23 protein-coding genes, 1 tRNA gene, 1 pseudogene and 1 riboswitch are annotated in these 23,551 nt (G+C 64.4%); of the genes and pseudogenes, 5 read left to right on the top strand and 20 right to left on the bottom strand.

Translation table 11 applies throughout. The features are described from left to right. Positions 1–13: 13 nt before the first annotated feature. Entirely contained in the window at positions 14–2,203 is a 2,190-nt protein-coding gene (locus tag DDQ68_RS16280) for a TonB-dependent receptor (protein WP_109657252.1), read from the top strand. After that, on the top strand, positions 2,203–3,378 hold the full coding sequence (locus tag DDQ68_RS16275; protein WP_109657251.1) for an MFS transporter: 1,176 nt from the start codon (positions 2,203–2,205) through the stop codon (positions 3,376–3,378). Before DDQ68_RS16280 ends, DDQ68_RS16275 begins: the two co-directional genes overlap by 1 nt. Before the next feature lie 317 nt (positions 3,379–3,695). Here the strand turns inward: DDQ68_RS16275 and moeB are convergent, their stop codons facing one another. The 8 genes from moeB to DDQ68_RS16235 all read right to left on the bottom strand — a co-directional run bounded on the left by moeB (position 3,696) and on the right by DDQ68_RS16235 (position 11,606). After that, a complete protein-coding gene (moeB, locus tag DDQ68_RS16270; RefSeq protein ID WP_109657250.1) occupies positions 3,696–4,799 on the bottom strand; it encodes a molybdopterin-synthase adenylyltransferase MoeB in 1,104 nt (367 codons plus the stop codon). Beyond that, the gene (gene thiH / locus DDQ68_RS16265) at positions 4,796–5,917 is read right to left on the bottom strand and encodes a 2-iminoacetate synthase ThiH (protein WP_109657249.1); all 1,122 of its coding nucleotides are present in this window, start codon (positions 5,915–5,917) and stop codon (positions 4,796–4,798) included. The genes moeB and thiH overlap by 4 nt, the downstream gene beginning before the upstream one ends. Before the next feature lie 13 nt (positions 5,918–5,930). Continuing rightward, positions 5,931–6,704 (bottom strand): thiazole synthase, encoded by a 774-nt coding sequence (locus tag DDQ68_RS16260; RefSeq protein ID WP_109657248.1) that lies wholly within the window; start codon positions 6,702–6,704, stop codon positions 5,931–5,933. After that, positions 6,701–7,333, bottom strand: coding sequence for a thiamine phosphate synthase (locus DDQ68_RS16255; protein ID WP_109657247.1), 633 nt, complete (start codon positions 7,331–7,333; stop codon positions 6,701–6,703). Before DDQ68_RS16255 ends, DDQ68_RS16260 begins: the two co-directional genes overlap by 4 nt. Positions 7,334–7,337: 4 nt before the next feature. Next, positions 7,338–8,093, bottom strand: coding sequence for a hydroxymethylpyrimidine/phosphomethylpyrimidine kinase (locus DDQ68_RS16250; RefSeq protein ID WP_109657246.1), 756 nt, complete (start codon positions 8,091–8,093; stop codon positions 7,338–7,340). Between the two features lie 136 nt (positions 8,094–8,229). After that, positions 8,230–10,107: a phosphomethylpyrimidine synthase ThiC gene (thiC, locus tag DDQ68_RS16245; RefSeq protein WP_109657245.1), complete on the bottom strand. Its 1,878-nt coding sequence runs from the start codon at positions 10,105–10,107 to the stop codon at positions 8,230–8,232. A 33-nt stretch (positions 10,108–10,140) separates the two neighbouring features. Beyond that, on the bottom strand, positions 10,141–10,344 hold the full coding sequence (thiS, locus tag DDQ68_RS16240; RefSeq protein ID WP_109657244.1) for a sulfur carrier protein ThiS: 204 nt from the start codon (positions 10,342–10,344) through the stop codon (positions 10,141–10,143). An 80-nt stretch (positions 10,345–10,424) separates the two neighbouring features. Further along, positions 10,425–10,521, bottom strand: a riboswitch (TPP riboswitch). A 56-nt stretch (positions 10,522–10,577) separates the two neighbouring features. Next, positions 10,578–11,606 carry an acetamidase/formamidase family protein gene (locus tag DDQ68_RS16235; RefSeq protein WP_109657243.1) on the bottom strand — a complete coding sequence of 343 codons (1,029 nt, stop codon included), beginning with the start codon at positions 11,604–11,606 and terminating at the stop codon, positions 10,578–10,580. Between the two features lie 219 nt (positions 11,607–11,825). Here DDQ68_RS16235 and DDQ68_RS16230 point away from each other — a divergent pair, with 219 nt between their 5' ends. Both DDQ68_RS16230 and DDQ68_RS16225 read left to right on the top strand, forming a co-directional pair. After that, entirely contained in the window at positions 11,826–12,251 is a 426-nt protein-coding gene (locus tag DDQ68_RS16230) for a hypothetical protein (RefSeq protein ID WP_109657242.1), read from the top strand. Positions 12,252–12,441: 190 nt separating this feature from the next. Then, a pseudogene (locus tag DDQ68_RS16225) lies at positions 12,442–12,561 on the top strand (DinB family protein); the annotation flags it as partial. Between the two features lie 39 nt (positions 12,562–12,600). Here the strand turns inward: DDQ68_RS16225 and DDQ68_RS16220 are convergent. From DDQ68_RS16220 to DDQ68_RS16200, 5 genes are all read right to left on the bottom strand, one after another. Then, positions 12,601–13,167 (bottom strand): hypothetical protein, encoded by a 567-nt coding sequence (locus DDQ68_RS16220; RefSeq protein WP_162550170.1) that lies wholly within the window; start codon positions 13,165–13,167, stop codon positions 12,601–12,603. Between the two features lie 48 nt (positions 13,168–13,215). Beyond that, on the bottom strand, positions 13,216–15,006 hold the full coding sequence (locus DDQ68_RS16215) for a M56 family metallopeptidase (RefSeq protein WP_109657240.1): 1,791 nt from the start codon (positions 15,004–15,006) through the stop codon (positions 13,216–13,218). Positions 15,007–15,008: 2 nt separating this feature from the next. After that, positions 15,009–15,383 carry a BlaI/MecI/CopY family transcriptional regulator gene (locus tag DDQ68_RS16210; protein WP_109657239.1) on the bottom strand — a complete coding sequence of 125 codons (375 nt, stop codon included), beginning with the start codon at positions 15,381–15,383 and terminating at the stop codon, positions 15,009–15,011. A gap of 462 nt (positions 15,384–15,845) precedes the next feature. After that, entirely contained in the window at positions 15,846–16,229 is a 384-nt protein-coding gene (locus DDQ68_RS16205) for a hypothetical protein (protein WP_109657238.1), read from the bottom strand. A 228-nt stretch (positions 16,230–16,457) separates the two neighbouring features. After that, a complete protein-coding gene (locus DDQ68_RS16200; protein WP_109657237.1) occupies positions 16,458–17,726 on the bottom strand; it encodes a TCR/Tet family MFS transporter in 1,269 nt (422 codons plus the stop codon). Between the two features lie 151 nt (positions 17,727–17,877). Here DDQ68_RS16200 and DDQ68_RS16195 point away from each other — a divergent pair. Continuing rightward, positions 17,878–17,950, top strand: a tRNA-Met gene (locus tag DDQ68_RS16195). 317 nt (positions 17,951–18,267) lie between these two features. On the opposite strand, the gene DDQ68_RS16190 is transcribed toward DDQ68_RS16195, so the two are convergent. From DDQ68_RS16190 to DDQ68_RS16165, 7 genes are all read right to left on the bottom strand, one after another. Next, on the bottom strand, positions 18,268–18,750 hold the full coding sequence (locus tag DDQ68_RS16190) for a phage terminase small subunit P27 family (protein WP_109657236.1): 483 nt from the start codon (positions 18,748–18,750) through the stop codon (positions 18,268–18,270). Between the two features lie 151 nt (positions 18,751–18,901). After that, on the bottom strand, positions 18,902–19,798 hold the full coding sequence (locus tag DDQ68_RS16185) for a hypothetical protein (RefSeq protein ID WP_109657235.1): 897 nt from the start codon (positions 19,796–19,798) through the stop codon (positions 18,902–18,904). Positions 19,799–20,004: 206 nt separating this feature from the next. Then, on the bottom strand, positions 20,005–21,714 hold the full coding sequence (locus DDQ68_RS16180; protein WP_109657234.1) for a DUF3987 domain-containing protein: 1,710 nt from the start codon (positions 21,712–21,714) through the stop codon (positions 20,005–20,007). A gap of 35 nt (positions 21,715–21,749) precedes the next feature. Further along, on the bottom strand, positions 21,750–22,622 hold the full coding sequence (locus tag DDQ68_RS16175; RefSeq protein ID WP_109657233.1) for a BT4734/BF3469 family protein: 873 nt from the start codon (positions 22,620–22,622) through the stop codon (positions 21,750–21,752). Next, positions 22,619–22,810, bottom strand: a complete 192-nt coding sequence (locus tag DDQ68_RS22980) for a hypothetical protein (protein ID WP_162550169.1) — start codon at positions 22,808–22,810, stop codon at positions 22,619–22,621. Before DDQ68_RS22980 ends, DDQ68_RS16175 begins: the two co-directional genes overlap by 4 nt. A 4-nt stretch (positions 22,811–22,814) precedes the next feature. After that, positions 22,815–23,213, bottom strand: coding sequence for a hypothetical protein (locus DDQ68_RS16170; protein WP_109657232.1), 399 nt, complete (start codon positions 23,211–23,213; stop codon positions 22,815–22,817). After that, positions 23,206–23,526 (bottom strand): helix-turn-helix domain-containing protein, encoded by a 321-nt coding sequence (locus DDQ68_RS16165; protein WP_109657231.1) that lies wholly within the window; start codon positions 23,524–23,526, stop codon positions 23,206–23,208. Before DDQ68_RS16165 ends, DDQ68_RS16170 begins: the two co-directional genes overlap by 8 nt. Positions 23,527–23,551: the final 25 nt, after the last annotated feature.

Below are 23,551 nucleotides of genomic sequence, written 5' to 3'. Positions count from 1 at the left end.
GCGCCTATTTCCCATGAAAGTTATTCTGTTGTTCCTGGCGCTGCTCGGCAGCGTCGGCGTGGCCGTGGCCCAAAGCCCGCTGCGCGTGCTCGTGCGCGACGAGCGCACCAAAACCGCCCTGCCGGGCGTAACCGTCGTCATTCCAACGCTTAAAATCGGGGCGGCCACCGATGCCAACGGCCGAGCTGACTTGCCCAACGTACCGACCGGCCCGCAGCAAGTCACCTTTTCCAGTATCGGCTACGGCACCCGCACCGTGTCCTTTACCCTGCCCCAAGCATCGACCGAGCCGGCGCTGGTCGAGCTGGAACCTAGCAGTCTGGAGCTGCAAGGCGTGGTGGTCGAAGCCACCCGCACCGGCTCGCGCATTGAGGACGTGCCCGTGCGCATCGAGGTGCTGGGGCCGGAGGAGCTGGACGAAAAAAGCAGCATGAAACCGGCCAATATCGCCATGCTGCTCACGGAGGCCAGCGGCATTCAGCCCCAGTTTACCTCGGCTAATTCCGGCAACGTGGCCTTCCGTATTCAGGGCCTGGACGGACGCTACACCCAGATTCTGCGCGACGGCTTCCCACTCTACGGAGGCTTTTCGCAGGGGCTGAGTTTGGTGCAGATTCCGCCGCTGGATTTGCGGCAGGTCGAAATCATCAAGGGCGCGTCGTCGGCCCTGTACGGCGGCGACGCCATCGCGGGCCTGGTGAACCTGGTGACCAAAACGCCCATCGCCACGCCCGAGCTGAACGTGTTACTCAACCAGACCCACAAGGGCGGGCGCGACCTGACCGCCTTTTACAGCGGGCGTACCGGGCAGTTAGGCCTGACATTGCTGGCCACCCAAAACACCCAGCGGGCCTACGACGTGAACGGCGACGGCTTCACCGACCTGCCCCAAGTGCAGCTCACCAACGTGAACCCGCGCCTGTACTACTACCTCAATGATTCGACCACGGTCTACCTGGGGGCCACAGCCGGCGTGGAAACCCGCACCGGCGGCGACCTGGAGGCCATCGTGAACCAGCCGGTGGGCCTGCACCGCTACATCGAGCGCAACCGCTCCGAGCGGTACAGCACCCAATTCCGGGTCGATGCCAAGCGGCGGGGCGGGCAGGTGCTGACGCTCAAAAACAGCCTCAGCTCGTTTACGCGCAACATCCAGGCCGGCGACGCCTACTTTGCGGGCAAGCAGTTTTCCACCTACTCAGAAGCCTCCTACCTGGTGCCGGCCGGGGCGCACCGGGCCGTGTTCGGGGCCACGGTCACGACCGATAACTTCCGCGAGACTACTGCCCCGGTGCCCGGCACGGCCCCGCGCGATTACCAGTACCAGACCTACGGGCTGTTCGCGCAGGACGATTGGAAGCCCCTGGAAAACCTGACGCTGCAAGCCGGCATACGCACCGACTACCAGCAGACCTACGGCTGGTTCGTGCTGCCGCGCTTCTCGGCCCTCTACAAGGCCGGGGCGCACGTCGCGCTGCGGGCCGGGGGCGGCTACGGCTACAAAGCGCCCACCATCTTCGCCAACGCCACCGAGCAGCAAGCCTACGTGGGCGTGCGCGCCCTCAACCCCAACACCGTGCGGGCCGAAACCTCGCGGGGTCTCAACGCCGATGTGACGCTGAAGGGCCTTATCGGCGACCTGGGCGTGGTGCTGAACCAGGCCGCTTTTTACACCCGGCTGGAACACGCCCTAATTCCGAATCCGGCCTTGCAGCCGCTGGGCATCATCGAGTTTGCCAATTCCTCGTCGCCCATTACGGCGCGGGGCCTGGAAACTAACCTGCGGCTCAACATCGAAGATTTGCAGTTCTTCACGGCCTACACCTTTACCGATGCCCGCCAGACCTACGACCTGAGCCAGCCCGCGCAGCTGCCGTTTGTCTCGAAACACCGGCTGGTGCTCACCACGGTGTACGAACAGCCCAAAAACTTCCGCCTGGGCCTGGAAGGCACCTTTAATGGCCCGCAGTACCTGGGCGAGGGCGACCGGCAAGGACGCGGCTTCTGGCTGCTGGGCGCGCTGGCCGAAAAGCAGTTCCCACCCCATTTCTCGCTGGTCGTGAACGTCGAGAACTTCCTGGACGTGCGCCAGACGCGCTACGAACAGGTCGTGTACGGTCCCATTGACCGGCCCTTGTTCCGGCCGCTGTATGCCCCGCTGGATGGCCTTGTGGCCAACATCGCCTTAAAACTGACGCTCTGATGGGCCGCTTCGCTTACCTCACCCGCGCCGTCTGGCTACTCTCGCTCATCAGCCTCTTCACCGACCTGGCCAGCGAGATGCTCTACCCGGTCATGCCGCTCTACCTGCAATCCATCGGCTTTTCGGTGCTGTTGATTGGCCTACTTGAAGGGGTGGCCGAAGCCGTGGCGGGGCTAAGCAAGGGGTACTTCGGGCAATGGTCTGACCGGCTGGGGCGGCGCGTGCCCTTTGTGCAATGGGGCTACGGACTGAGTGCATTATCCAAGCCTATGCTGGCGGTGCTGGCCGCGCCGTGGTGGGTGTTTCTGGCCCGCACCGTGGACCGGCTGGGCAAGGGCCTGCGCACCGGAGCGCGGGACGCGCTGCTCTCCGACGAAACCACGCCCGCGGACAAGGGTAAGGTGTTCGGCTTTCACCGCTCGATGGACACGCTGGGCGCGGTGTTCGGGCCGACGGTGGCGCTACTGTGGCTGGCGGCGCGGCCAGGCCAGTTCCGACCGCTGTTTTGGTGGGCGTTCGTGCCAGGGGTGCTGGCCGTGGCCGTGACCTTCGCCCTGCGTGAGCGGCCCGCCGCGCCCTCGGGCCGGCCGCCGCAACCATTTTGGGCCTCGTTTAGCTACTGGCGCGTGGCCCCGCCCGCCTACCGGCGCGTGGTGGGGGCGCTGCTCGTCTTTGCCCTGTTCAACAGCTCCGATGCATTCCTGCTGCTGCTGGCCCGGCAGCGGGGCATGTCCGAAGCTGGCGTTATCGGCCTCTACATTCTCTACAACGGCGTGTACGTGCTCAGCGCCTGGCCCCTGGGCCACCTGGCCGACCGCCTGGGGCCGCGCCGACTGCTGGTGGGCGGGCTGCTGGCCTTCGCCGCGGTGTACGGCGGGGTGGCGCTTGCCCGCGACGGCTGGGCCTTCGCGGGCCTATTTGCGCTCTACGGACTGTACGCGGCCAGCACCGAGGGCGTGGCCAAGGCCTGGGTAAGCAACCTCTGCGCCCGCGCCGATACCGGCGCGGCCCTGGGCACCTTTGGCGGGCTAGGCAGCCTAGCCGCGCTGGGAGCCAGCTTGGGCGCGGGCGCGGTATGGCAGCTGGCCGGGCCGGGCTGGACGTTCGGCTTAGCGGCCGGGGCCGCGCTGAGCGTTGCCGGATACCTAGCGCTGGTCCGGCTTCGGGCAGAGTAGCCTCGCTACTTGGTGGTCAGGTAACAGGCGGCCGGGTTCCTTAGCGTGCTCTATTTTCCGTTTTCTGAGAGGACTCCTACAGTAATTTCGGAGTCCGTGTACCTGGGTGCGGCACCAGTCTGTACCGCCAAGCGGTGCTTGGTCTCGCGTGAGGGCCCCTGGGGCAAGACCAAGAACCGCGTACTGGTACACGCTAACGTCGCAGCTACGTACACCGACCTGGAAACTGCCCTAAGTAGCCGTGCAAAAGCAAACGGGTTGTCAGTTGTTAGTTGTCAAACAATGAACTACGTGGTTACTGAACAACTAATAACTAATCAGCAATCGGCCAAGCCATTGCGCAGCGAATACACCTCGCGAAAACCGTGCTCCAGCAGCAGCCGAGCGGCGCGCTGGCTGCGCACACCGCTGGCGCAGTGTACCACGGTAGGCACGTCGGTGGGCAGTACGGCTAGAGCCCCGGCCAGCTGGCCCAGCGGCAACAGCCGGCCACCAATGTGGCGCTGGGCGTGCTCGTGGGGCTCGCGCACGTCGAGCAGTTGCAGGGGCCGGCCGCTGGCCTGCCAGGCGCGCAGCTCAGCGGCGCTGATTTCGGGCGCGGGCGGCGCGGTGGGCGGCGCCTCGCCGCAGAAAGCGGCGTAGTCGGCTTCCAGTGCGGTGCGCTGCTGCTCGGCCGGCACGGCGCGGAAACGCAGCGTTTGGAAGCGCATCCCGAGGGCGTCAATCACCAGCAACCGGCCGCTGAGTACTTCGCCAATGCCGGTCAGCAACTTCAGTACCTCGGTGGCCTGCAAGGTACCCACCAGGCCGGGCAGCACGCCCAACACCCCAATTTCGGCGCAGCTGGGGGCCTCGCCGGGGGCCGGCGGCTCGGGGTAGAGGCAGCGGTAGGTGGGCCCGTGCTGGTAGTTGAACACCGACACCTGGCCGTCGAATTTGAAGATGGCCCCGTACACCAGCGGCTTACCCAGTACCACGCAGGCGTCGTTCACGAGGTAGCGGGTGGCGAAATTATCCGAGCAATCCACCACTAGGTCGTAGCCGGCTAGCAAGCCCAGGGCATTGGCTGTCGTGAGGGCAAACTGGTGCGGCACCAATTCAATGAACGGGTTTTGGGCCCCCAGGCGGGCAGCGGCGGCCAGGGCCTTGGGCTGGCCCACATCGGCGGTGGTGTACAGCACCTGGCGCTGGAGGTTGCTTTCGTCCACGGTGTCGAAATCGAGCAGGCCCAGGGTGCCCACGCCGGCGGCGGCCAGGTATTGCAGCACCGGGCAGCCCAGCCCTCCGCAACCCACCACCAACACCTTGGCGGCCTTCAGCTTGAGCTGGCCCGGGGCCCCAATTTCGGGCAGCAGCAGGTGGCGGCTGTAGCGGTGGGTTTCGGCGGCGGACAGGGTTTCGGAGGGTACGGCGGGGGTCATCGGGCGAGGGCAGTGAGGGTGGCATCCCAGTCTTTCCAGATGGGTTCGAGGCCCTGGCGGCGTAGCATGGCCGCGATGGTGGCCGGGCTACGCTCGTCGGAAATCTCGAACTGCTCCAGCGACTCCGGGGCCACGGCATAGCCGCCGGGGTTGGTTTTGGAGCCGGCGCTGAGGCTGGTGATGCCCAACTGCACAACATGGTCGCGGAAGGTTGGGTTTTCGCGCGTCGAGAGCGACAGCTCTACTTCGTCGCTCAGCAGCCGGTAGGCGCAGATGAGCTGCACCAGCTCCCGGTCGCTCATTTCCACCTTCGGCGGCAGGGTTCCTACGGCCGGCCGCAGCCGCGGAAACGACAGGCTGTACTTAGTCTGCCAGTACGTACGCTCCAGGTAATCAAGGTGCAGCGCGGTGTAGAAGCAGTCGGTGCGCCAGTCTTCCAGCCCAATCAATACGCCCAAGCCCATCTTATGAATGCCGGCCCGCCCCAGCCGGTCGGGCGTATCGAGGCGGTAGTAGAAATTAGACTTTTTGCCCTTCAGGTGGTGTTTTTTGTAGTCCTCCTGGTGGTAAGTCTCTTGGTATACCAGCACCGTATTCAGCCCCTCGGGAATGAGGCGTTCGTAGTCTTCCTGGTCCAGCGGCTGCACTTCCATCGACAAATGGGCGAAGTGCGGGCGCAGCGTGCGCAGGGCCTTTTCGAGGTACTCGACGCCCACGGTTTGGTTAGCCTCGCCGGTCACCAGCAGTACGTGCTCGTAGCCCCAGCCCTTCAATACGGCGGCCTCGGCCAGCATTTCCACGCTACTGAGGGTGCGCCGGGCTATTTTATTGTCCAGGCTAAAACCGCAGTACGTGCAGATGTTCTGACATTCGTTGCTCAGATACAGCGGCACGTACATCTGCATGGTGTAGCCGAACCGCTGGCGCGTGCGCCCCTGGCTGAGCTGCGCCATCTGCTCCAGATAAGGCGCCGCCGCGGGCGAAATCAGGGCCTTGAAATCGTCCAGCGTGCGGCGCGGCGCGGCCAGGGCCCGTTCTACATCGGCCGCCGTTTTGGCGTAAATGCTAGCCTTAACGTCATCCCATGCGTGGGCCTCAAAAACGGGGCGGAAGCTCATAATTACGGGGGATTTAATCCAGAAATGCTGTGAGCGGCGAGCTGGCCACGGCCGCCGCCGCCGGTGCGGCCAGCCGGGCCTCGTAGGCCAAGCGCCCAGCCTCTACCGCCAGCCTGAAGGCAACGGCCATGGCTACGGGCTGGCCAGCCACGGCAATGGCGGTGTTCACGAGTACCGCGGCGGCGCCCATTTCCAGGGCGGCGGCGGCGTGCGAGGGGGCCCCGAGGCCGGCGTCAATCACCACCGGCACCCGGCTCTGGCCGATGATGATTTCCAGAAACTCCTTGGTCAGCAAGCCTTTGTTGGAGCCGATGGGGGCCCCGAGCGGCATCACGGCGGCTACGCCCACTTCCTCCAGGCGCTTGCACAGCACCGGGTCGGCGTGGATGTAGGGCAGCACCACAAAGCCCAGCTTCACCAGTTCCTCGGCGGCGCGCAGGGTTTCAATGGGGTCGGGCAGCAGGTACTTGGGGTCGGGGTGAATTTCGAGCTTCAGCCAGTTGGTTTCCAGGGCCTCGCGGGCCAGCTGGGCAGCAAAAACGGCTTCCCTGGCCGTGCGCACGCCCGAGGTGTTGGGTAGCAAACTGAACTGCGAGTGGCCCAGGTGGCGCAGGATGTCATCATCGGCGTCGGCCACGTTCACGCGCTTCAGGGCCACCGTCACCAGCTCCGATCCGGAGGCCAGCAAGGCTTCTGCCATCAGCGCCGACGAGCTAAACTTGCCGGTGCCCGTAAGCAGCCGCGACGTGAACGTGCGCCCGGCAATTACCAGGGGTTGGGTTTTCATAACGCAAATGCTTTCAATGGTTTATCCAAAACTTCCAGAAACTGGGCCGCCGCCGCCATTGGGCTGGGGGCCCCACCGATGGCCCCTGCCACGGCCACGCCGTGCAGCCCGGCGGCTCGCAGCGCGGGCACGTCGGCCAGCACCACGCCCCCAATGCCCACGATGGGCAGCGCCAGCCCCGCCGCCCGGCACTGGGCCAAAATCTCGGCGTAGCCCGCTAAGCCCAGCAGCGGGCTCAGCTTTTCCTTGGTGGCGGTGAAGCGGAACGGCCCCAGCCCCACGTAGTCCACGCCCGCCGCGGCCAGCCGCTCGACGTCGGCAAAGGTGTTGGCCGTGCCGCCGATGAGGAAGCGGGGCCCCAGCAGGGCGCGGGCCTCCCCCGGGCTCATGTCCTGCCGGCCCAGGTGCACGCCGTCGGCTCCGATTTCCAGCGCCAGCGCCGGGTTGTCGTTGACGATGAGCGTAGCCCCGTGGCGGCGGCACACGACCTGGGTTTCCAGGGCGCGCTGTTGCCACTCGAAATAAGGCAGGTTTTTCGCCCGGAACTGCACCCAGCGCACCCCGCCCTGGCAAGCCAGCTCAGCGGCTTCCGCGTGGGTGACCAAGTAGTGCAACTTACTAATTTGCATTATTTTAAATTCTATAATGATACCCCAGCAGCGTGTCGTTACTAGCCAAAAAGGCGGTCGTGTAGGCCTTGCCCGCCCGGCACGCTTCTACCAGGCTCTGCCCCTGGGCCAGCCGGGCCAGCACGGCCGCCGACAGCACACAGCCGCTGCCGTGCTTGGCCCCGTGCGGCAGGCGCGGGGCCCCAAACGCGTGCCGTTGGCCAGCGGCCAGCAGCACATCGGTGGCCAGGGCCCCGGCGGCGTGCCCGCCCTTCAGCAGCACCGGGCACCAGGCGGCCAGCGTTTCGGCGGCCGCTTCGGCCGTGGCTGCGGGGCAGAGGCGCAGGGCTTCGGGCTGGTTGGGCGTAATGAGGGCAAGCTCCTGGCAGATGGCTTGCAGCAGCTGCGGATCGGGTTGATTATGAAACTCATAGCCCGCCGTGGCTTTCAGCACTGGGTCCCAAACGACCTGGATTTGTGGGTTTTGCGCCTTTAGCCACTGCAACAATTCCAACAGTAGCGGCAGGCTTTCAACGAGGCCAACCTTTACGAAGCCGACCTCGAACCGCCCCAGCAGCGGCCGGATCTGGTCCTGGATATCAGCCAGCGGCACCCAGCTCACCCGCTCAAACGCCACGTCGGTTTGCACCGTGAGGGCGGTGCAAGCGGCCAGCCCGTACACCCCGCTGGCTTCCAGCGTTTTCACGTCGGCCAACGCGCCGGCCCCGGCGCTAGGGTCGAAGCCGGCAATGGTGAGGGCGTAGGGACGGGGAGTAGGCATGGGATTTTGTGGTCGTTCTGCTATTCACCCCACCCCCGGCCCTTCCCCGATGGGGAGGAGAGCCGAGGGCAAGTGGTCGTCAGGCCTCCCTCTCCCCATCGGGGAAGGGCCGGGGGTGGGGTTCGGCGTTAGGGTTTTACAGATAAAGCTCGCTGCCCTTCGCCACGAATTCCCGCGACTTTTCTACCATGCCCCGAGCCAGCACCTCGTTGGCCGTGAGGTCCTGCTTTGCGGCGTAGTCGCGCACCTCCTGCGTTATTTTCATGGAGCAGAAGTGGGGGCCGCACATCGAGCAGAAATGCGCGACTTTGGCCCCTTCGGCGGGCAGGGTTTCGTCGTGGTAGTCGCGGGCGGTATCGGGGTCGAGCGAGAGGTTGAACTGGTCTTCCCACCGAAACTCGAAGCGGGCCTTGCTCAGGGCGTTGTCGCGGTACTGGGCCCCCGGGTGGCCCTTGGCGAGGTCGGCGGCGTGGGCGGCTATCTTATAGGCGATTACGCCGTCCTTCACGTCCTGCTTGTTGGGCAGGCCGAGGTGCTCCTTGGGCGTCACGTAGCAGAGCATGGCCGTGCCAAACCACCCAATCATGGCCGCGCCGATGGCCGACGTGATGTGGTCGTAGCCCGGGGCAATATCCGTCGTTAGGGGCCCCAGCGTGTAGAAGGGCGCCTCGTGGCATTCCTTCAACTGCTTGTCCATGTTCTCCTTGATGAGGTGCATGGGCACGTGGCCGGGGCCCTCAATCATCACCTGCACGTCGTGCGCCCAGGCAATTTTGGTGAGTTCGCCCAGCGTTTCCAGCTCGGCGAACTGAGCCTCGTCGTTGGCATCGGCGATGGAGCCGGGGCGCAGGCCGTCGCCCAGCGAAAAGGCCACGTCGTAGGCCTTCATAATCTCGCAAATTTCTTCGAAGTGCGTGTAGAGGAAGCTCTCCTGGTGGTGCGCCAGGCACCATTTGGCCATAATGGCGCCACCGCGCGACACGATGCCGGTCACGCGCTTGGCGGTCATCGGCACGTAGCGCAGCAGCACACCGGCGTGGATGGTGAAGTAGTCCACGCCCTGCTCGGCCTGCTCGATAAGCGTGTCGCGGAACAGCTCCCAAGTGAGGTCTTCGGCCTTGCCGTTCACCTTTTCCAGGGCTTGGTAGAGGGGCACCGTGCCCACCGGCACCGGGCAGTTGCGGATAATCCACTCGCGGGTTTCGTGGATGTTCTTACCCGTGCTCAGGTCCATCAGCGTATCGCCGCCCCAACGGCAGCTCCACACGGCCTTATCTACCTCTTCCTCAATGGATGACGTGATAGCTGAGTTACCAATATTGGTGTTAATTTTCACCAGGAAATTGCGCCCGATAATCATCGGCTCGCTCTCCGGGTGGTTGATGTTGGCGGGAATAACGGCCCGCCCGGCGGCCACCTCCTGGCGCACAAACTCGGGCGTGATGGGGCCCTGCGGCGTACGCGCCCCGAAGCTGTGGCCACGGTGCTGGGCGCGCAGCGGGTCGTCGGCCGGCAGCTCGTCGAAGCGCTGGTTTTCGCGAATGGCGATGTACTCCATCTCGGGCGTGATGAGGCCCTGCTTGGCGTAGTGCATTTGGCTCACATTGGCCCCCGCTTTGGCGCGCAGCGGGGCCGCAATGTGCTCGAAGCGCAAGTGGTCCAGGCCATTATCGGCGGCGCGCTGCTGGCCGTAATCGGAGGTGGTGCCGGGCAGCTGCTCCACATCGCCGCGCTCCCGGATCCATTCCTCGCGCAGGCGGGGCAGGCCTTTTTTCAGGTCAATTTCAATATCCGGGTCCGTGTAGGGTCCGCTGGTGTCGTACACCGTCACGGGCGGGTTCGACTCCGACGGGAAGCCAAAATCGAACTTGCGCTCGGTATCGGCCAGCGCAATTTCGCGCATCGCCACGCGCATTTGCGGGTGCAGCGTGCCGGGCACGTACACTTTGCGCGAGCCGGTGAGGGGCTGGCGCGCCACCAGCATGTGCTGGGGAGCTTGGTCTTTTTTCTTCATCGGAAAATGGGGAGAGAAGGAGCCGGCATCCGCCTAGCCCCCTTGGGTAGCGCGGATAATAGTGAGGCGGTCGTGGGGCTGCACGGCGCAGGTGGCCCACTCGGCGCGGGGCACCACGGCGTCGTTCAGGGCCACGGCGAGGCCGTGCGGCTGGGCCAGCCCCAGCCCGGCAAGCAGCTCCTGGAGCAGCTGCTGCTCAGCGGCTTCGTGGGGTAAATTATTTACGTAGCAAACCATGCAACTAGTTGATTAGTTGGGATAATACGAACCGTAAACAATAGTGGGCGCCGGCCACGGCACGCCCGTCGGGCGGCCGCGTGCGGACCAGTACTTTTCCCTTCGGCGGCATTATCCGCATCAGGTTCCAAGGGTATTGTCTCAGCCCCGCATGGCGGGGCACCCCTAAAGTTTACGCCTCAAACATACGCCCCCGGCGGCAAATAGCCACCGAAGCGCCGGGCCCGGGGCCCCTATTTCTTCCCAAAAATGCTTTTGGGAAGGATGATGTGGGCCCCGCGGGTGCCGTCCACCACCTGCGTCACGTCAAGGTCGCCGGCCACGCTCACCAGCATGTAGGCGTCGTCGCGGCTCAGGCCGCGGGTAGCCACCAGGAAATCAATCATCTCGCGCACCGCGTCTTTGGCGGCCAGGGTCAGGTCTTCGTTCAGGCCCATGCTGATGTAGGCGGTGGGCGTTTCGGCGCGGGGCAGCTTGAGGTGCAGGTCTTTGCGCACGATGAACTGGAGGTCGCCGACGAGCGACGTTTCCAGGGCTGTGATGTCCACCTCACCGTTGCCCTGCCCGGCGTGGCCGTCGCCCACAAAAAACAGGGCCCCGGGCACGTGCACTGGCAGGTACAGCGTGGTGCCCGCTACCAGCTCCTTGTTGTCGAGGTTACCGCCGTGGATGCCGGGCGGTGCGCTGTTGATGCGGCCGGCGGCCACCGGCGGGGCCACCCCCATGCTCCCGAAAAACGGCCGCAGCGGCACGTCAATACCGGGTGCAAAGTGCGCCACACCCTGCTTTTCGTCGAGCGGGATAATCTTCATCTTCGCGTACGGGAAATCCTCCGGGATGAAGCCGCTCTTGGCCCCGAACGCGTTGTAGGCGTACGGAATGGCCAGCTTGATGCGCTGGATGCGCACCTCCAGCACGTCGCCCGGCTCGGCCCCTTCCACAAAAATGGGGCCCGTGAGAATGTGCCCCCCGGGCCCTTTGTTAGTCACCTGCGTGGTGATGTCGCGCAGCGACTGCTCGACCTGCGCCGGGGGCACGCCCGCCCCTTCCAGCCGCGCCGGGGTGGAGGTAATGAGCGTGTGTACCCGCACGCTCTCGCCCGACTTGATGCGCAGCACTGGCGGCGCGGCGGCGTCGTAGTAGCCCCAGGCAGCGGTGGCCGGCGTGATTTGCAGCTCGTGCTGCGGCTGGCGCTGGGCCTGCGCCGCTGGGGGCCCCAGCAAGCCGGCGGTCAGCAATAATCCGAGGGAAAATGTTTTCATGCCTGAAAAGTACGCGACGGCGGCGTTCCGCTAGGCTGTGCGCTTGGTTGGGGTGCTATTCAGCGGTGTTTTGCAGCGGCATTACCTTTGGTGCTTTACATACTTTGGTGCGTTACATACTAGTGTTGATGCGGCAAATTTAGCTACACTAATGCGTGCGGCGAGGTCATATTTTGCGGCACGGATTACTTAGCTCTGCGCGAGCGGCCGACGCAGTTTTTGGCCTTGACCAGTCTGCTGCCCACCGAATTTGACGCGTTGCGCACCGATTTTGCGCCCCGCTGGGAACGCTACCACCGCTACCACACCCTCGATGGCGAACGGCGGCGCATCCCGGCGCACGGGGAGCGTGCCAACGCCACCTTGCCCGGCACCGACACGAAGCTTTTCTTTTTGCTCACCTACCCCAAAACCAATTCCTTGCAGCAGCCCCAGGCCGCCAGCTTCGGCCTCTCGCCGACCCGCGTCAGCCGCCTGGCGGGTCCGTTGCTCGGCGTACTCAACCAGGCACTGGCCGCCCGGCACCTGTTGCCTGTGCGCGACGGGGCCCCGCTGGCCCAGCGCCTGGCCGCGTACCCCGACCAGGTTTTCACCTGCGACGGGGTGGCGCGCGGTATTCCCCGCAACGCGGATCGGGCCGGCTAGGAAGCGGGATACAGTACCAAAAAAAGCCCATGCCCTGAACAACACCTTGTGCGACGACACGCAGTACCTGCACTACCTCTCGCCCACCGAATCCGGGCGGACGCACAACAAAAAATAGCCGCCGAGCACCCCTTGCACTTGCCGGTAGGCAGTGTGCTGCGGCAGGATTTGGGCCTGCTGGGCCACGCCCCGGCCGGTGGGCCGCGCCGCCCTGCCGTCCACCGTCATCGGCCTGCTGGTGCACGCCGCCGAGCACACCCAGCGCCACGTGAGCCAGTTGCTCGTCACGGCCCGCATTTTGGCCGGCTAAAGCAGTTTTCGAGTCGGAACACCCAGTGCTGTAGGGGCCCTACTCGGCCACTGGGTGGCCCTGGCCGTCGAAGCGTAGCTTGTAGGTTTGACCGCCGTTTTCAAATTCCGTCACATAATGGCCCGCCTGCTTTTTATCTTCGTAGATGGAATGCAGCTTGGCGGTGGGGTAGGTTTGCTTGATATAGTCCCGAACGGCCGCTTCGGCAGCGGTTCGGGCCGGCCAGGCCGGGATTAGCGCGATGTTATGCTTCTTGCTGAAGGCCAGCACCTCTAATGACCTTTCGTTGGCTTTAGTGGTAATAATGACAACTTTATTAGCCAAAGTATTGCCAGTCAGTGCCTGTGCTTCCTTGCCATTTAGCACGTTGATATAACCAATATCGCCGGGGCTTATGGCGCTGAGAGCGTCGGGGGCCAACAGCTTACCGTCCACGTAGTACACCACGTCCGTGGGCAGCGGCTTTGGGGCTCTGGCGGCCACCACCGTGGGCGTCACGGTTTGGCCCTGGGCCCCGGTGGCGCCCAGGGCCAGCACCACGGCCAGGGGCCCCACCAAGGCCCGGCGCAAGCTCGACAAACGGGCGGAAAATCGTTGTTTTCGCATGGTAATGAAGTAGTTGTGTGAATGAAGATGGGAAGGGGAAACTACAAATTATTCGGCTACGGGCTGGCCTTGGGCGTCAAACACGGCATACTGCGGCCGGCGGCCTTTGGTGACTTCCACCCGGTAGTTCAGCTGCCCCGTTTTGGCGTTTTTCACCTCCGCCACGCCCGTAATGCGGCTGTCGGGGTAATTCTGGGTGATGTAAGCCAGCGCCGGGGCTGCCACGTAGCTGATGGGCACTTCGCGGCCGGCGGGCGGGGCGGCTTGGGCGGGAGAACTTAGCTGGGGCACGCCGCTGGCAAGGTCGGCAATCAGGCCCTTTAGCGGCGCTATTTGCTGGATTTTGTTATTAAACTCAACCACTTCGGGCGCAGCTATTTTGGCTTTGGTCGTGATAACCATGACGAGGTGCGAATCGCCATCGTACCCCAAAAACTGCTTTGCCATTTCCCCCTTCAAGATTTGCATACTAACGATATCCTTTACAGCCGTAGCCGTCATTTCGTCAACATGCTTGCCGTCCACGTAGTAGCTGCGCGCCGCCCCGCTGAACGGCTTGAGCCCGGGCTTTGGCCCTCCCTGCGGCGCAGCTGTCGCGCCTGCTTTGGAGGGCCTCTCGCGCGTTAGGGTGGCATCGCCCTGCCTGTCAATTCCCATGCGGTACGGGGCCACGCGTCGCACTTTTTCGTTGAAAGCCACCACGGCGGGCTCCGCCTTTTTAGCCTCCGTGGTGATGACGTAGGTGGCCTGGTCGGTACCCAACAGCGGGCGGGCCTGCTCAGCGGGCACCACGCGCACGCTGGCCACGGCGGCCGGGTCTACTTTGGCCAGGTTAGCGTAGCTTCTTATCTGTCCGTCAACGTAATACGCGGCCGGCCCGGCCAGCTTCATCACGGTGGTACCGGCCTTATTAGTGATGGCGAACGACTCGTCGGCGGGCGTGGCCGGGTTGGGGGCGGCCTGCGCGTGGGCGGCCGAGTAGGCCAGCGCGGCGGCCACTACCAGGGGCCCCGCCAGGGCGTAGCGCAGCAGCTGCAACCGATTGGAAACGGGGCGATTCATCATCAGAATGCGGTTTTTGAGGGTGGAAAGTGAAAAGGGCGAGACAAGGGCCGGGCTGCCCGCCGGGGGCCCCAGCCGCAGCAGGCTGTACTGGTAGGCGCGGCGGTCGAGGCCGGTGCGCAGGGTGGCCGCGTCGGCCAGGTACTCGAGGTTGTCGAGCAGGGCGCGGCGCAGCAGCCACATCGCCGGGTTCAGCCAAAACACGGCTGTGGCCACGTGCGCCAGCAGCACATCGAGGGTGTGGCCCTGGCGCACATGGGCCTGCTCGTGGGCCAGCACCGCAGCTAGCTCGGTGGGGGCTGGGTGCTGGGCCGGGTCGAGGTAGATGGTGCGGCCAAACGAAAACGGGCCGCCCCCGCCAGCCAATTGCCGGTACGCCACGCCGCCGGAAGCCCCGGCGGAGCGGGCCTGCCGGTGCAGCCGCGCCAGCGACAGCAGCTGCATCAGCAGGCGGCCCAGCAATAGCGCCGCGCCAGCGGCGTAGCCGGCCAGTAACCACGCCGGCCAGTCGGGCCCCGGAGCGGGCAGCGCCGCCGCGGGGACCCCAGGGGGCAATTCGGCCAGCACCCAGGCCACGGCGGGGCCCGGGGCGGCGGCCGGCCACAGCGCGGGCATGGGCAGGGCCGGGTAGGCGGCGGCAAACAGCAGCGCAAACGCCAGGTACGCCCGGTTGAGAGCGAAGAAGGTGAGCGGGCGCAGCAGCCCGGAGTAGGCCGCCGCAAACAGCAGCAGCACCGCGTGGGCCTTGAGCAAGTAAAGCAGGGGCGCGGACGGCATGGCTACTCGGCCTTTTTATCGCCGCCCTCGATGAGGCGGAGAATGTCCTGCAAATCGGCGGCGCTGATCTTTTCCTCCTTCGCAAAAAAGGACACCAGCTCCTTATATGAATCGCGGAAGTGCTCCTTCACCAGAGCTCCCAGCGAGCGGCGCTGGTAATCTTCGGCCGACACCAAGGTACTGAAGCGAAAGGAGTTGCCGAGCTTCTCGGCGTGCACGTAGCCCTTGCGCTCCAGGTTGCGCAGGGTGCTGGCCAGGGTGGTATAGGGCGGGCGCGGGGCGGGCAGGCCGTCGAGCACGTCCTTCACAAAAGCCCCGCCGGGCAGGGGCCACAGGGCCAGTAGGGCATCTTCTTCGGGTTGGGTAAGGCGTTCCATCAGGTCGTATTACGATTGTTTCGTAAATCTACGAAACAATCGTAATAAGTATCTCCCGTACCAAAAATATTTTTATAGCTGGCCCAATCGGGCATTCACGGGCCAAGCGCAAGCGGCTTACCGGGGGCTGCCTGGGTTGTTTTCCTGGCTGGCCCTGGCCCGCACCGCCACCACGCGCTGGGGGCCCAGTAATTTCCCCAGCAACGCCTTGGGTGGCGGTTGCCGAGCCAGTGCATTCTTCGGAATTAATTAAAAATGATGAATTAAAAATCTGACGGCCAAGTTTTTAATTCATCATTTTGGTTCTTAGAGATTTTTAGTGGAGCAGTTACCTAGCGGATAAGCAATGAATCATAACCTATTTAATTTCAGTAATTTATGCCACAATAAATGCTCAAGTTGCCTCAGCTCCACTAAAAGCCTCCAAGAACCATCATTTTTAATTTTTAATTAATTCTAATTTTACCCGCCCGCTACGCCCTGGCTTTGCTGCTGCGCGTGCAGCCACGCCACGGCCGCGCCCTCGTCGCTAAAGAAGGCCACTGCGAACGGCCGGCCCGCGTAGGCGTCCACGTCGGCAAAGCCGGGAGCTTCGCGAATCGACTGGTGCAGGGCCGGGCTGGTGAGGTAGGCCACGCACAACTGAGGGCCCAGCCGCGCGGTGATGGACGGGTCGTTGGAGGCACGGCGGCGGATGTCCTGTAGCCAGTAGCGGCAATTGGCGGCGTGGGCGTGGGCCGTGAGGTGCGCGTAGGCGGCGGGCAGGGCCACCGGATCGGGCTGGTAGCCCCAGCGGCCCAACAGGATGCCGAGGTCGGCGCGATGCACGACGTCAAGCAAGGGCATGGCATCAGGTATAGATATAAAGACGGATGGCAGTGGTCTAAGACGGCATGGTCCAGCGAATTACCCGAAGGGCTTCGTCAGGCTGCTCTTACCAAAAGAACAGCGGCTCCGGGTCAGCGCAAGAGTGGTCCGACGACGGAAAAAGTCGCCGAATCACCCCACTTTAGACCACTATTCTAAATGGATAAAATAGGATAGCAGGACAGCAAAAATGAGTCTTCTCCAGAATTAGTGCAGCGCGGCGGTTACCGGGCCAGTGGCCGCCGCAGTAGCTGCGGGGTATTTGCGCAGCGTGCGCACAGCCAAGGCGGCGCTGGCCACCGTGAGCACGGCCCCGAGCACAAACGGGGCCCCTGGAAATTCGACCGGGGCCCCGGGCCCGGTGAAAGCGGCGAACAAGTGCGTCATCAGCAGGGGTCCCGCCACGCCGGTAAGGCTGATGAGGCTGGTGAGGGCCCCTTGCAGCTCGCCCTGCTCGGTGGGCGGCACCTGGCCCGAAATGGTGCCCTGCAACGCCGGCCCCGCAATGCCGCCCAGGCAATACGGCACTAAAAAGGCGAACATCATCCAGCCCCGCGTGGCGAAGGCAAACAGCACAAAACCAACTGCGTAGCACAGCAGCCCCACCACAATGGCGCGCGGGGCCCCTAGCTTCGGGATGGCCACCCGCACCAGCCCGCCCTGCACCAGGGCCGTAAACAAACCCACTGCGCCCAGCGAGTAGCCCACCAGCTTAGTGCCCCAGCCAAACTTATAAATGGTGTAGAACGTCCAGACAGACTGCGTGGCCGAGCCCGCCAAGTAGATGAGCACCAGCGAGGCCACCAGCCCCAGGATGACCGGGTAGCGCCCCAGCCGCAGCAGCGAGGCCACAGGGTTGGCGCGGGCCCAAGCAAAGGGCCGCCGCCGCTCGGCGGGCAACGACTCGGGCAGCACGAAGTAGCCGTAGCAGAAGTTAACCAGGCTCAGGACCGCCGCGGCCATGAACGGCACCCGGGCCCCCCAGGTAGCCAGCAATCCGCCCAGTGCCGGCCCGATGATGAAGCCCACCCCAAAGGCCGCCCCCACCAAGCCAAAGTTCTGGCTGCGCTTTTCGGGCGTGCTGATGTCGGCGATGTAGGCCGTGGCCGTGGTGAAGCTGGCCCCCGTGATGCCCGCCAGCACCCGGCCCACAAATAGCCAGGCCAGCGTGGGCGCGAAGCTAAGAAACACGTAATCAAGCCCCAGGCCCAGTAACGCGGCCAGCAGCACCGGCCGCCGCCCCAGCCGGTCGCTGAGGGCCCCCACCACCGGCGCGCACACAAACTGGGCCCCCGCGTAAGCAAACGACAGCCACCCCGCATACAACGACACCCGGCTGATGCCCTCGCCCGTGAGCTGCTCCAGCAGCTTGGGCAGCACCGGAATGATGATACCCAACCCAATGACGTCGATGAGTACGGTGACGAAAATAAAACCCAGGGCGGCGGGGCGGGGCGAAGAGCTAGGAGCGGGCATAAACGACGAAAAGACCCGCAAAAATAGCCGCTTCATCCCCGTTGTTGCATTTTTTCGCGCTGATACTCACCGTCTCGGCCTGGCCGCCGCGCCAATTGCGCACATTTTGCCGCTTTTCTTAAAATTTGTATTACCTTTGTATTACAAACAGTGCGGGGTGGAGCAGTTGGTAGCTCGTTGGGCTCATAACCCAAAGGTCATAGGTTCGAGTCCTATCCCCGCTACCTAAAAGGCCGTTTCCATATTGGAAACGGCCTTTTCTTTTGTCCATAGGACACTTCATAGGACAAATTCAGCCGACCCCCTACCAACGTGGCAGTAATAACGCCCCGCCGTTCGATAGAATGAAGCGCCCGCTTTAGGGCCGGGCCCAGCCGCTCGTTTTGCCGGATGGATAAGGGAGAATCAGCAGAGCCGGCCCGCGTATATTTGCATCAGCCCGCCAGGTTTGTAGTTGCCAGCTCGACCCAACGGCAAAAGCCCCGCGTTCCTCAGCAGTGAGGGCGCGGGGCTTTTTCGTGGACGGGGGCACAAGGCCGTGTTATCCTTTCATATCTTCCAGCATTTGGGCGAAGGGGTCAAGGCCGTCGTCGTCTCCCAAGGCGGAAACCTTTCCCCTACTGGCCGGGGTCAGCCCGAATTCGGCCAGCATCCGCAAGCTCCGCTTCATGGCATCGGAGGCAATTGCCACTTCTGGCACGGGGCGCTGCATGATGTCGCCGGTTACCATTTTCGTTTCGTAGACAAGCCCTTTGGTGTGCACGGCTTGGCGGGCTTCCGCCCATTCGGCCAGCGTTTCGGTCAGCAGTTGCAGCGCCGGCCCGTCGGCGACGGTGCACAGCTTCATGTCCAGCAGTACGGCCCCGATTTCGGCCCAGTATTGCCGGGCCTTGTCGCTCAGCCAGGCGGGCGGGGTGGGTAGCAGCACGGCCGACACGGGTTCGTGGGCGTTGGTGCGGCACAGCTGCAACGTGCCGCCAAGCCTTTTTAATGCGGTGGGTTTCAGAGGTCGGCCAGCAGCCATAACAGAAGGGGTTAGGTGAAAAAAGCAAGGTTAAAGCAAGAAAGCGGCCCTAACTTTTGGGGGTTGAATTATGCACGTATGTCTTTTTGGGGGGATACATTGGTTTCCCAGGGTGGTATCGTTTAAGAAGTTGACCCCCTACCCCCCGCCCCTAAAACGGCGGGTGGGCTGCCATCTCCACGGCCAGCATACTATTCAGGCACTCCCGTAGCACCCGGTAGCCGCGTAGGTCATCGGGCGGCATGGTGGCGTGTAGCACGGCCAACTGTTGGCCCGCGTTCAGCACAGCGCAGAAATAACCGGCCAGCCGTTCGTTGGCTACGTCCTCATTCAGCTCCCGCTCTATTTGGTCAATTACCGGGATGGGTATCATCTGGCCGGTTTCATCTGGCCGATAGAGGGGTATGTCGACGTGGGCCACGGCGGCAAACATCTTGCGGATACAGTAGGCCGTTTGATTGGCGACGCTGGCCGTGTACCGGGCGAAGTCTTCCGGCCCGCTGGTGCCGATATATTCCCCGTGGCTTTCGGGGTCGGGAAAGAATCGGGCCAGCTCCCGGTGTAGGCTATACTCAGCGAGGCGGGCGGGGTCGGTGGTGTCGGTTACTTCCCACCCTTCGCCCGCGTCGGGGTCGCCCGTGCCGGTGTGGTACCAGTCGGCCTCTTCCCCGTCGCCGTACTCGTTCAGCAGGTGCCGACGGTTGGCGGTGGCATAGGCCAGCAGGTCGCCGCCGTAGTCAGTGAAGAACGTGGCCAGCAGGTCGGCCGCGCCTTGTACGTGGCCGTGTAGGGCGTTCAGGGCGTTGCTCAGTACCGTTAGCTCGTAGTAGCGTTGGGCTTGGCTCACAATGGAAAGGGCGGGCGGTTCCGCGTTGGCTTCCCGTCTGCTACTGGCCGGGGGGGCGGCGGTGAACAGCTCCCGGCACAGGCGCATGGATTCGCGGGGCGTACTGAATATTTCCACCGTGGAAAGCCCTTTCATGTAAGCGTTGAACAGGTGGGCCAGCGGGGTTTCGGCCTTGATGGTTTCTAAAATAAACTGTCGCATGGGATGGGTGCTGGATTCAGTGTTGAATTGGTGAGGGGGCAGAAAGCTGTTTTGCTTTTAGCGAGGGCAGAATCCAGTTTTGGATTGGTGGCCCGAAAGTGTACCGGCGGGGTAGGGCGGTTTCAAATACCACCAATTCGGGGGGTTTAGAATTAGTGTCCCAAAAGTGTCCCGTCCCGTTTTTGGGACGTGGGACAAATGGGACACTAGGCCAGCCAGCGGCTTACCGTGGATTTAGGTACGCCCACCAACTCGGCAACGGCCCGAACGCTCAGGCCGGCGGCGTGTAGCTCTTTCACCTTCGCTTCCTGTCCGGCTTTGGCGGCATAGCGGCCCGCGTGGGCGGTACCGGCGGGGGCGGGTAAACTGGCCAGCACGGCTAAGGCGTGGGCGCGGGCCGTGTCCATAATAGCCAGGGCGGTACCCACGTCGACCGGGTCAGCCAGCAGCCGGCCGGCGGGCGCTTCGCCGTTCTCAAAGCAGCGCAGCACGGTTAGCAGGCCGGCCACTCGCCAGGCAATCAGCCCCAGCCGGAAGGCTGAACTTCCGCCGGCCCCGCCGCCCACGGTCAGGGCTTCGTCAAGGCCGGCGGCCCCGGCTTCGTTCACCCGTTGCCAGTCGGCCGGGGTCAGGGTAATTTCTACGGGGTACGTGCTGGCTTCGTCGGGCGCTTCAGGAGCGGCCGCAATCATGCGCGTTAGCTCTTGCCCCAGCGCGTCAAAGTAGGGGTCGAGGGCCGGGCCGGCGCTGGGGCTCACGTCCTGCCAGGTGGGCGTTTGGGCGAAGGTGTAGAACAGGAACCGGCTCACCAATCCATCTTCCGCCGTGGGCATCAGCCGGGGGAGCTGGCCGGGGGTACCGGTCAGGGCAATGCTCAGGGCGGGCCGGGCCAGGTCGAGGTGTTGGCGGTCGGTTTTGCGTAGCAGCGAAATGGGTTCGTGCTGAAAGGCTTTCCGTAACACGTCGCTGAAATTCCCGAAGTCGGCCCCCAGCGCCCCGGTCAGGGTGTCGGCTTCCGTTTCGCACATGATGCCGCGCCCGTCGTTTTCGGCCAGCGCCGTTTGCAGGGCGGCGGCCGTAGTGTTGCCGGGCAAGTACAGCAGCTTGTAAGGCGGCGGGGCGGCCGGCGGCGGGGTCAGGCTGGCCTTTGCCTTGCCGGCGTTTTTGTAGGCGGCCAGGTCGGCATCGTAGTCGAGGCGGGCGGCCTTGCTGGCATCGGTCAGCATCTTGTGATACGGTTGGGCCAGCCGCCGCGCCCAGCCCAGCGTACCCTTGCCGCTGGCCGCCGGGGCAATGATGAACGCAAACAGGTTCAGCCCGTACCGGCGCTTGGCGTAGGTGCCGCCCACGGCCGGGAAACAGCCCGACAACACGGCCAACGTGCCCAGCAGCATGACGGCGCGTTCGTGCCCGTCGAACCGCTCACAGCAGCGCCGTAGGTAGTCGGGTAGCGCGTCGTACACGGCCGCCGGGAACGTGTCGGGAAGGGGCGCGGCCGGGCCGTTTTCCTTTTGTCCGGAATAGGCATCGGAACCCACTTTATTGCCGCTCCCGTGCTGGCCGGGGGCGGTGTAGGGCTTGCTACCGTGGGCGGCGGCTTCGCGGCGGTAAATGCCCGTTACGGTAGCCTCTATCTTGCCCGTATCATGCCCGGCCGGGGCCGTGTCGAGGGCAAGGGCCAGCACGTCGGGTAGGTCGGCCCCGCGTTCGTTGCAAAGCTTGGTGAAGCCCGTTAGCCAGTGGTTATGGCCGCCCCCAGGAACGGGCGGCTGGCCGTGGTGGGCGGTGTGTTGTTCGTAGCACCAGGCCGCCGCGTCAGTCGGAGTAAGACCGGGCGCGGGTGGGCGCGGGGTTGGGTCAGTTTTGGGCGGGTCGGGGTCGGCGGGCGTGGCCGCCCGTAGCTTGTTAATATCCATTGTTGCCAGCTTAAAAGGTAGGGTTTTGTAGGGTTTCAAGCCGTGCGGGCGTAAGCAGGGGCCAGCCAGGCATCGGGGGCATAAGGCACGAAACAGGCGCGGGCCACGTCCTTGCCGGCTTCGTCGGGGGTCAGCCCCAGCGGGCCGTACGTGCGCCCCAGGTAGGCCGCGTAAGCGCGGAAGTTGTCGAGGTGGCCGGCGGCGGGGTCGGTTCTCACCAGGGCTTTCAGTCCGTCGCCGCTGGGGCTGGTGAACAGGAGCACCAGTTCAGGGGCCAGCTCGGCATCGGTCAGCAGGGCGGCGCGGGCGGCGGCCAAGTCGCGCACATGGTCAAAATCCAGCACCAACAGGCCCGACGGTTCGGCCAGCGCATCGTTGGCGCGGCGGGCGAAGGTGCCGGCCGGCGTTACGTAGTCGAGTCCCTTTTTTAGCTCGGCTCGCTGGGGGCTGCCCACGGGGGCGGCGCGTAGGGCTTCGGTTTGGGCGCGGTGCCGGGGCGAAATCAGTACCGTGTGCAGTTGGGCCGGTGTGATAGCCGCGTGGGGGGTTGGGTTGCTTATCGGCCCCCGGAAATAGCTGAACAGCGGCGGGGCCAGCCGTTCCGGTTCTATTTCGATTGCGGGCGCTGGGGCGGGCGGTTTTATTACTGCTTCTTTCCTGCTTTCGTACCCGTCAAATACTTCGCTGGCCAGCCGGTAGCGGCCCCGCGTCGAAACGCTCGGCAACAGGTGCCCGGCGGCCAGCAGTGCATCGAGGGCCGGGCCGTGGGTAGCCGCGTCGGCATCGGGCCAGCCAGCGGCCAGATTAGCCAGCAGCACGGCCCGCGTGGGTAGGGCTTCCGTAAATAGGCAGCGCAGCGCGTCGGGCCCGGCGGCCAGCAGGGCGGCGGCCAGCGGGGGCGCATTCATAGCCGGTGCCCGTGTTGCCCGGCGGCGGCCAGCGCATCGGCCAGCTCGGCATCGGTCAGGGCGAAGCGCCGGGCCACGTTGCGGCGGCCGGTGTCGCTCAGGTTCAGGTGAGGCAAACCCGCCAGAAATACGGCCAGCCCCGGCCGGGTCGCCAGCAGCGCCCGACCTGACATGCTGATTCTATACATCAGCTTACCCACGGCGCGGGCTCCCTTTCGGTTTGCTGACCGGGGCGGGGTCGAGTTGGTCAGGGCCGGGCACGGCGGCGGGCTCCGGCGCGGCCAGCGGCCAGTAAAGGCGCTTTATTTCATCCTTGCCGAACGTGAACGCTTCATCATCCCCCGGGCGCGGGTAGCACGGCCGGAAAACCAGGGAGCCATTGCGGGTGTGCAGGGTGTTCTTCACCACGTAGCCGGGCCAGAAAATGCGCTGGCCACGGTCAACGCCTTCGCAGTCGCCCTGAATGATGATGAACGCCCCCTCCGGCGCGGCCGACCAATCACGCTTGCGAATCAGGGCGACGCGGTACCGGTAGTGTCTCAGGATGAAAAAGGCCGTGCCCTGGTCGAGTAGCAGTTCGGTGTTATGCACGGCCGCCCCCCTTTCCCGTTTTCACCGTGCGCTGGTGGCCCTGTAACGCTGCTGACACGTCGGCCCTTTTCAGGTAACTGCGGCTACCTAGCTTATGATACTTCAGCAGCCCGCGCCGCTTCCATTCGTGGACGGTTTGCACGGTTACGCCCAGCAGGGTAGCCGCTTCCCGAATGCTTAGTAGTTCATCGGCCGGGGCCGTGGGCGGGCCGGCGGGGGCCGCTGGGGCGTTGGTGAGTTCGTAGCGGACAATAGCCCGAATGTCCTCCTTCATTTGGTCGTAGGTAAAGCCTACGGGAATAACAGCTTGCATTTGCAACGGCCCGCCGGGTGTGTGT

Origin of the sequence: Hymenobacter nivis (assembly GCF_003149515.1) — a bacterium.
GTDB classification, from domain to species: Bacteria; Bacteroidota; Bacteroidia; order Cytophagales; family Hymenobacteraceae; genus Hymenobacter; species Hymenobacter nivis.
Note: the sequence above shows the minus strand (reverse complement) of the source record. Positions and strands in the feature narration are given on the sequence as shown.

Excerpts from the sequence above, each read along its gene's own strand:
- DDQ68_RS16280 (WP_109657252.1), top strand. The coding sequence starts at position 14 with ATGAAAGTTATTCTGTTGTTCCTGGCGCTGCTCGGCAGCGTCGGCGTG.
- DDQ68_RS16275 (WP_109657251.1), top strand. The coding sequence starts at position 2,203 with ATGGGCCGCTTCGCTTACCTCACCCGCGCCGTCTGGCTACTCTCGCTC.
- moeB (WP_109657250.1), bottom strand. The coding sequence starts at position 4,799 with ATGACCCCCGCCGTACCCTCCGAAACCCTGTCCGCCGCCGAAACCCAC.
- thiH (WP_109657249.1), bottom strand. The coding sequence starts at position 5,917 with ATGAGCTTCCGCCCCGTTTTTGAGGCCCACGCATGGGATGACGTTAAG.
- DDQ68_RS16260 (WP_109657248.1), bottom strand. The coding sequence starts at position 6,704 with ATGAAAACCCAACCCCTGGTAATTGCCGGGCGCACGTTCACGTCGCGG.
- DDQ68_RS16255 (WP_109657247.1), bottom strand. The coding sequence starts at position 7,333 with ATGCAAATTAGTAAGTTGCACTACTTGGTCACCCACGCGGAAGCCGCT.
- DDQ68_RS16250 (WP_109657246.1), bottom strand. The coding sequence starts at position 8,093 with ATGCCTACTCCCCGTCCCTACGCCCTCACCATTGCCGGCTTCGACCCT.
- thiC (WP_109657245.1), bottom strand. The coding sequence starts at position 10,107 with ATGAAGAAAAAAGACCAAGCTCCCCAGCACATGCTGGTGGCGCGCCAG.
- thiS (WP_109657244.1), bottom strand. The coding sequence starts at position 10,344 with ATGGTTTGCTACGTAAATAATTTACCCCACGAAGCCGCTGAGCAGCAG.
- DDQ68_RS16235 (WP_109657243.1), bottom strand. The coding sequence starts at position 11,606 with ATGAAAACATTTTCCCTCGGATTATTGCTGACCGCCGGCTTGCTGGGG.
- DDQ68_RS16220 (WP_162550170.1), bottom strand. The coding sequence starts at position 13,167 with ATGCGAAAACAACGATTTTCCGCCCGTTTGTCGAGCTTGCGCCGGGCC.
- DDQ68_RS16215 (WP_109657240.1), bottom strand. The coding sequence starts at position 15,006 with ATGCCGTCCGCGCCCCTGCTTTACTTGCTCAAGGCCCACGCGGTGCTG.
- DDQ68_RS16210 (WP_109657239.1), bottom strand. The coding sequence starts at position 15,383 with ATGGAACGCCTTACCCAACCCGAAGAAGATGCCCTACTGGCCCTGTGG.
- DDQ68_RS16205 (WP_109657238.1), bottom strand. The coding sequence starts at position 16,229 with ATGCCCTTGCTTGACGTCGTGCATCGCGCCGACCTCGGCATCCTGTTG.
- DDQ68_RS16200 (WP_109657237.1), bottom strand. The coding sequence starts at position 17,726 with ATGCCCGCTCCTAGCTCTTCGCCCCGCCCCGCCGCCCTGGGTTTTATT.
- DDQ68_RS16190 (WP_109657236.1), bottom strand. The coding sequence starts at position 18,750 with ATGGCTGCTGGCCGACCTCTGAAACCCACCGCATTAAAAAGGCTTGGC.
- DDQ68_RS16185 (WP_109657235.1), bottom strand. The coding sequence starts at position 19,798 with ATGCGACAGTTTATTTTAGAAACCATCAAGGCCGAAACCCCGCTGGCC.
- DDQ68_RS16180 (WP_109657234.1), bottom strand. The coding sequence starts at position 21,714 with ATGGATATTAACAAGCTACGGGCGGCCACGCCCGCCGACCCCGACCCG.
- DDQ68_RS16175 (WP_109657233.1), bottom strand. The coding sequence starts at position 22,622 with ATGAATGCGCCCCCGCTGGCCGCCGCCCTGCTGGCCGCCGGGCCCGAC.
- DDQ68_RS22980 (WP_162550169.1), bottom strand. The coding sequence starts at position 22,810 with ATGTATAGAATCAGCATGTCAGGTCGGGCGCTGCTGGCGACCCGGCCG.
- DDQ68_RS16165 (WP_109657231.1), bottom strand. The coding sequence starts at position 23,526 with ATGCAAGCTGTTATTCCCGTAGGCTTTACCTACGACCAAATGAAGGAG.